Raw genomic sequence first — 6080 nt, forward strand, 5'->3', positions numbered from 1 at the left:
CCCGCCCCCCGCGTGACGCTCACCCCCGACCGGATCGCCGCGGCCGCGGTCGGGATCGCCGACGCCGAGGGCATCGACGCCGTGACCATGCGCCGCCTGGCCACCGAGCTGGGCGTCGCTCCCATGGCCGCGTACCGCTACGTCTCGGGGAAGGATGAGCTCCTGGAGCTCATGGTCGACTTCGTCTACGGGGAGCTGGAACTCCCGGACGGCGACGCCGACTGGCGGGAGGCCATGCGGACGCTCGCCCTGCGCATCCGCGAGGTGCTCCTGTCCCACCCCTGGGTGGCCCGGATGAGCTGGGGCGCGCCGACCCCCAATCAGCTGGCGGTGCCGGAGAGCGCGCTCGCCGCGCTCGACGGCGTCGGTCTCGACGCCGACACGGCGATGGCGGTCTGCAGCACCGTCACCGCGTACGTGCACGGCGCCGTCGACCTGGAGATCGGCCTGACGCAGATGCTGCGCGTACGGGGCTGGTCGAGCCGCGAGGAGGCCCGCGCGGGACTCGCGTCCCAGATGGCCTGGCTCATGAACACCGGCCGCTACCCGAAGTACAACCGCTACATCGGCGAGGCCACCCGCAAGGACGACCTGCAGTGGCAGTTCGAGACCGGCCTGGACTGCGTCCTCGACGGCATCGCGGCGCGTCTGGGCGTCTGACACCTTCGGGCGTCGGGCACCGCATCGACCACCGCACCGGGGGCGGTCACGTCCCGTCCCCGGTGCGACACGACATCCGGAGGGCCCCATGGCCAGTACGAACCCCGCCGCCACCCACACCGCCCAGGGCCGACGCGGGCTGCCCGCCTGGCAGGCCGTGGCCGGCGCCGCGGTCATCGCCGCGGTCGCCAACGTGATCGTCCTGCTCATCGGCGACGCCGCCGGAGCCTCGCTGGTCCTGGAGCTCAACGGCAAGCCGGACGAGATCGGCGCGGCCGACGTGATCATCATGTCCGTGCTCGCGCCGGCGGTGGGCGTCACCGCCGCCGTCCTGCTCGCACGGTGGAAGCCGGGCTTCCTGAGGGTGGCCCAGATCCTGGCCGCCGCCACGACGCTCATCAGCCTCGTGGGTCCGCTGACGCTGGAGACCGACGGCGGCACCGCGATCACGATCGCGGTGATGCACCTGCTCGTCGGCGGCATCGCGATCGCCGCCCTCGAGGCGGTCCGCCGCTCCCGGGCGTGAGCCGCCACAGCCGAGCCTGACGGCCCTTCCGGACCCGGTCCGGAAGGGCCGTCGTCGTACGGGAGGGGACCCGGGACACCGCCCGCAGGACGAGGAGGCCGCCCACTCCCTCCGCAAGACCCCGGGACGGTCCCGGCCGAGCACGCACCGCGAACCGCGAGAAGAGGACGGTTGACCCGCATGGTGAAGCAGGACGAGTGGGACGCCATCGTCGTCGGCAGCGGCATGGGCGGCCTGGTGTGCGCCGCCTATCTGGCCGCCTCCGGCCGCCGCGTGCTCGTGCTCGAACAGCACGACGTGGCGGGCGGCAACAGCCACGTCTTCCGCCGCCGCCGGGCCTACGAGTTCGACGTCGGCGTCCACTACCTGGGCGACTGCGGCCCGGACGGGGTGCTCCCCGCGATCTTCTCCGGACTCGGTCTCGCCGGCCGCATCACCTACCGGGAGATGGACCGGGACGGCTTCGACCGGATCGCCCTGCCGGGCCTCACCCTGGACGTCCCGGTGGGCTGGGAGCGGTACACGGAGCGGCTCACGCGGGCGTTCCCGCAGTACGCGGAGGGCATCGCCCGGTTCACCGGCATCTGCGCCGACGTCGCGGCGGAGGCCCGCTTCCTGATGCTGTCGGACGGCGATCTGACCGGCACCGAGCTGCTGTCCCGTACCTCGGTCACGGTCCGCTGGGGCCGCCGTACGCTCGCCGAGCTCTTCGACCACTGCGGGCTCCCGGCCCGCGTCCGGACCGTACTGGCCGCCCAGTCGCCCAACTACGGCATGGGTCCGCACGAGGCCGTCGTCTCCCGGCACGCCGCCGTCACGGACCACTACCTCCGGGGCGCCTACTACCCGGAGGGCGGCGGCCAGGTACTGCCGGCGACGCTGGTCGAGGCGCTGGAGGCGCACGGCGGCGAGCTGCGGACCAGGTGCCGGGTGGAGCGCATCCTCGTCGAGGGCGGCCGGGTCACCGGCGTGGGGACGACGGACGGCGAACTCCTCAAGGCCCCCCTGGTGGTGTCGAACGCGGACTACTCCCGGACCGTCCTCGAACTCGTCGGCGAGGAACACCTCGGCCGGCGCACGGCGGACAAGACCCGGCAGGCGCGGATGGCGCTGCCGTTCGCCACGCTCTACCTCGCCCTCGACCGGGAGCTGCCCGAGCGCCCGAACGCCAATCTGTGGTGGTTCCGGGACGACGACATCGAGACCGCCTACCGGCGGCTGGCGGAGGAGCGCGCCGACCCGGTGCCCTTCCTCTTCGTCTCCTTCGCCTCCCTGAAGGACCCGGGCGCCCGCAACGTCTGCCCGCCGGGCCACAGCAACCTCCAGGTGATGACGCTGTGCCCGCCCGGTTACGCGTACTGGGGCGCGAGCACCGGTCCGGCGGCCGGCGAGCGCTACCGGCGCAACCACGACTACCAGCAGCGCAAGGCCCAGCTGACCGAGTCCATCCTGAGCGCGGCGGAGACCGCGCTGGGCCCGCTGCGCGACCACATCGTGCACCTGGAGACGGCGACGCCCCTCACGCACGAGCGGTACACCCTCGCGACCGGGGGAACCCCCTACGGGCTGGCCCGGTGGGGCACCGCGGGCAGCCGCCCCGACACCCGCAGCACCATCGAGGGGCTGCACGTGGTGGGCGCCAGCACCCGGTACGGCAGCGGCATCGCGGGCGCCGCCGTCAGCGGCATGGCCTGCGCCGCGCAGATCCTGGAACGCCGGCTGCTCCCCGAGGTCCACCGGGGCGCGGTCCTCGGCGACCCGGACCTGCTCCCGGCGCGCGCCGCGGACTGGGACCCGCTGGCCGTCTCCCGCGGAGCCCGGCGGCGCGACGCCCGCGGACTGGCCAGGATCGGCTGACCCCCCGCCCCTGCGGCGCCGTGCGCTTCCGCGCGCCCGTACTGCGAGAACGCGGACCGGCCAAGACCATGTTGGTGGAGCAGGCGGACGGTGCGCAGCCGCCGACCCGGCCGAACGAGGAGCCTCAATGATCGCCCTGGTGGGGAAGTGAACCGACTCAGACACACCTTCGAGGCCCTGTCCGTACGCAACTTCCGGCTCTTCGCGGCCGGCCAGCTGCTGTCCGTCACCTGCACCTGGATGATGATCGTCGCCCAGGACTGGCTGGTCCTGTCCCTGTCCGGGGACTCGGGCACCGCGCTGGGAGTGGTCACGGCGTTGCAGTTCTCCCCGATGCTGCTGCTCACCCTGTACGGCGGAAGGCTCGCCGACCGGCACGACAAGCGCGTTCTCCTGATCTCCGCGAACATCGCGTCGGGCGTCCTCTCCCTGCTGCTGGCCCTGGCGGTCCTCCTCCCGGGCGCCGAGCTGTGGCACGTCTACCTGTTCGCCCTGGCCCTCGGCATGGTCAACGCCGTCGAAGTGCCCACCCGGCTCTCGTTCGTCAGCGAGATGGTCGGCGGCGCGCTGTTGCCCAACGCGTCCGCGCTGAGCGCCGCCTACTTCAACGCGGCACGCGTGGTGGGACCCGCTCTTGCAGGCGTGCTCATCAGCGGCTTCGGCACCGGGCCGGTCGTTCTGCTCAACGCGGTCAGCTATCTGGCCACGGTGATCAGCCTGCTGTTGATGCGGCCGTCCGAGCTCCATCGCGGCGACTCCACGCCGCGCGACACCCGCATCGTGGACGGGCTCCGCTACGTCGGGAGCCGGCCGGACCTGTTGCTCCCCATGGTTCTCGTCGCCGTCATCGGCATGTTCGGATTCAACTTCCAGCTCACCCTGCCGCTCCTCGCGAAGACGGTGTTCCACGCGGACTCCGCCTCGTTCGGGCTGCTGGCCAGCGCGTTGGCGGCGGGCTCGCTGCTCGCCGCCTTCGCCACCACGGCCCGCCGCGGCAGGCCGTCCGCCGCCCTGGTCGTCGCGGCGGCCGTCGCCTTCGGACTGCTGGAGACGCTGACCGCGCTGGCCCCCACCTTCCCCGTCGCGCTGATCATGCTGGCGGCCACCGGGTTCGCGACGATCACCTTCGCGCAAGCGACCAACCACCGGATCCAGCTCGGCAGCGATCCGCAGTTCCGCGGTCGCGTCATGGCCCTCTACGCACTCATCCTCCAGGGCACCACGCCGGTCGGAGCGCTGCTCCTCGGCTGGGTCGCCGAGCGCTGGGGAGCCCGCGTAAGCCTCTCCGTCGGAGGCCTGGTCTCGCTGGCCGCGGCGCTGGCGGTGCTGGCCGTGCACCTGCGCCGGCGCGACGGCACCGAGCCACCGCGTCCCGCCCACCTGATCCATGAGCCCAGCCGCTCATCAAATCCCCCCTGACCTGTGAAAACGCAGGTCAGGGGGGCCTTTTTGCGTTTGCGGAGCCGGCACCGCGCGGGGGCCGCCGAGGAAGCCGGCGGCAGCGGCGCGCATCGTTTCGCAACTGTTCGCACGGAGACGGTGTTTCTACCGTCGGCCGCACCGTGGGTTTCCCGAGCGGGACGCGAGCGTGCTGAACGAAGATCTGACGAACGAAGGAGTCGTGCCATGCCGACCACCAGCCCTGCCACCGGCGTCGCCACGGTGGCGTTCCATGCCACGCGCGTGGGGTCGCTCGTGCTGGCAGCGACGGACGACGCGCTCGTGCTGTGCTGCTACGGCACGGCGGAGACGGCGGCGGAGCGGCTGAGCCGGGCGGGACTGAGCCCGGTGGAGCCGGGAGAAGCGGGAGCGCCCGGGCTCAAGGTGCTGGACGAGGCCCGGGAGCAGATCGACGCCTACCTGAGCGGCGGGCGCCGCGAATTCTCCGTACCGGTGGACCTGCGACTGGCCACCCCGTTCAGCCGGCGCACCAATCTGATGCTCGCCGAGTTCGTCCCCTACGGGCGGACCGCGACCTACGGGCAGCTGGCCCAGGCGCTCGACCGGCCCCGAGCCGCGCGGGCCGTCGGCACGGCGCTGGGCACGAATCCGCTGTGCGTGGTGCTGCCCTGCCACCGGATCATCGGCTCCACGGGCAGTCTCAGCGGGTACGCGGGAGGGCCGGAGGCCAAGCGCGATCTGCTCGCCCTCGAAGCGGCCGGCGCACGGCCCGCGCACTGACCCTCCCCCGCCACAGAAAGCAGAGCACGTGAGCGTCTACGAGCCACCGCAGCTTCCGGGCTTCGACCTGCCCGGCCCGCTCTCCACCACGTACGCCCCGGAAGGCGCGCCGGCGAAGGGCGGCGCGCCGGCCCCGGAGCACCTCGACTGGCGGGCGCTGGCCGCCGAACTGGACGCGGAGGGAGTGGCGTTGACCCCGCCGCTACTGACGGCCGAGCAGTGCGCGAACCTGCGGGAGCTCTTCGACGACCCCACCGCGTTCCGCAGCACGGTGACGATGGCGCGGCACCGTTTCGGCGAGGGCCTCTACCGCTACTTCTCCCACCCGCTGCCCGAGCTCGTGCAGAACCTGCGGGAGCAGCTGTACCCGCCGCTCGCCCGGATCGCCAACGACTGGGCGCGGCGCCTGGGGCAGCCGGCGTTCCCCCCCGACTTCGACGGACTGATCGCGGCGTGCGCGGCTGCCGGGCAGCACCGCCCGACGCCGCTGATGCTCCGGTACGAGCGGGGCGGCTACAACTGCCTGCACCAGGACGTCTACGGCGACCTGACCTTCCCGCTCCAGGTGGCGATCATGCTCGACCGGCCGGACGAGGACTTCACCGGCGGCGAGAGCGTCTTCGTCGAGCAGCGCCCGCGCGCCCAGTCCCGCCCGCTCGTCAAGAGGCCCGGACAGGGCCAGGGAATGATCTTCACGGTCAACCACCGTCCGGTGCGCTCGGTGCGCGGCTGGAGCCGGGTGACCCTGCGGCACGGGGTGAGCTCCGTGACCAGCGGGCAGCGCCACGTGCTGGGCGTCATCTTCCACGACGCCCGGTAGCCGCCCCCCTGCGCACCTTCCCGCCGTGCCCCCTAC

The 6080-nt window shown here is 72.9% G+C and carries 6 protein-coding genes; all 6 read left to right on the plus strand.

Features of this window, described 5'->3' with window-relative positions; translation table 11 throughout:
- Positions 1-660 (plus strand): TetR/AcrR family transcriptional regulator (locus tag PV721_RS40145; RefSeq protein WP_319733325.1); only part of this gene is annotated, 660 nt, incomplete at its 5' end.
- 88 nt (positions 661-748) lie between these two features.
- On the plus strand, positions 749-1186 hold the full coding sequence (locus tag PV721_RS40150; RefSeq protein ID WP_319733327.1) for a DUF6069 family protein: 438 nt from the start codon (positions 749-751) through the stop codon (positions 1184-1186).
- 180 nt (positions 1187-1366) lie between these two features.
- The gene (locus PV721_RS40155; protein WP_319733329.1) at positions 1367-3043 is read left to right on the plus strand and encodes an NAD(P)/FAD-dependent oxidoreductase; all 1677 of its coding nucleotides are present in this window, start codon (positions 1367-1369) and stop codon (positions 3041-3043) included.
- A gap of 147 nt (positions 3044-3190) precedes the next feature.
- Positions 3191-4462, plus strand: coding sequence for an MFS transporter (locus PV721_RS40160; RefSeq protein ID WP_319733331.1), 1272 nt, complete (start codon positions 3191-3193; stop codon positions 4460-4462).
- A gap of 207 nt (positions 4463-4669) precedes the next feature.
- Positions 4670-5224 (plus strand): methylated-DNA--[protein]-cysteine S-methyltransferase, encoded by a 555-nt coding sequence (locus tag PV721_RS40165; protein ID WP_319733333.1) that lies wholly within the window; start codon positions 4670-4672, stop codon positions 5222-5224.
- Positions 5225-5252: 28 nt separating this feature from the next.
- Positions 5253-6044 (plus strand): 2OG-Fe(II) oxygenase, encoded by a 792-nt coding sequence (locus tag PV721_RS40170; RefSeq protein WP_319733335.1) that lies wholly within the window; start codon positions 5253-5255, stop codon positions 6042-6044.
- Positions 6045-6080: the final 36 nt, after the last annotated feature.

This window comes from Streptomyces sp. MB09-01 (assembly GCF_033794505.1).
GTDB lineage: Bacteria > Actinomycetota > Actinomycetes > Streptomycetales > Streptomycetaceae > Streptomyces.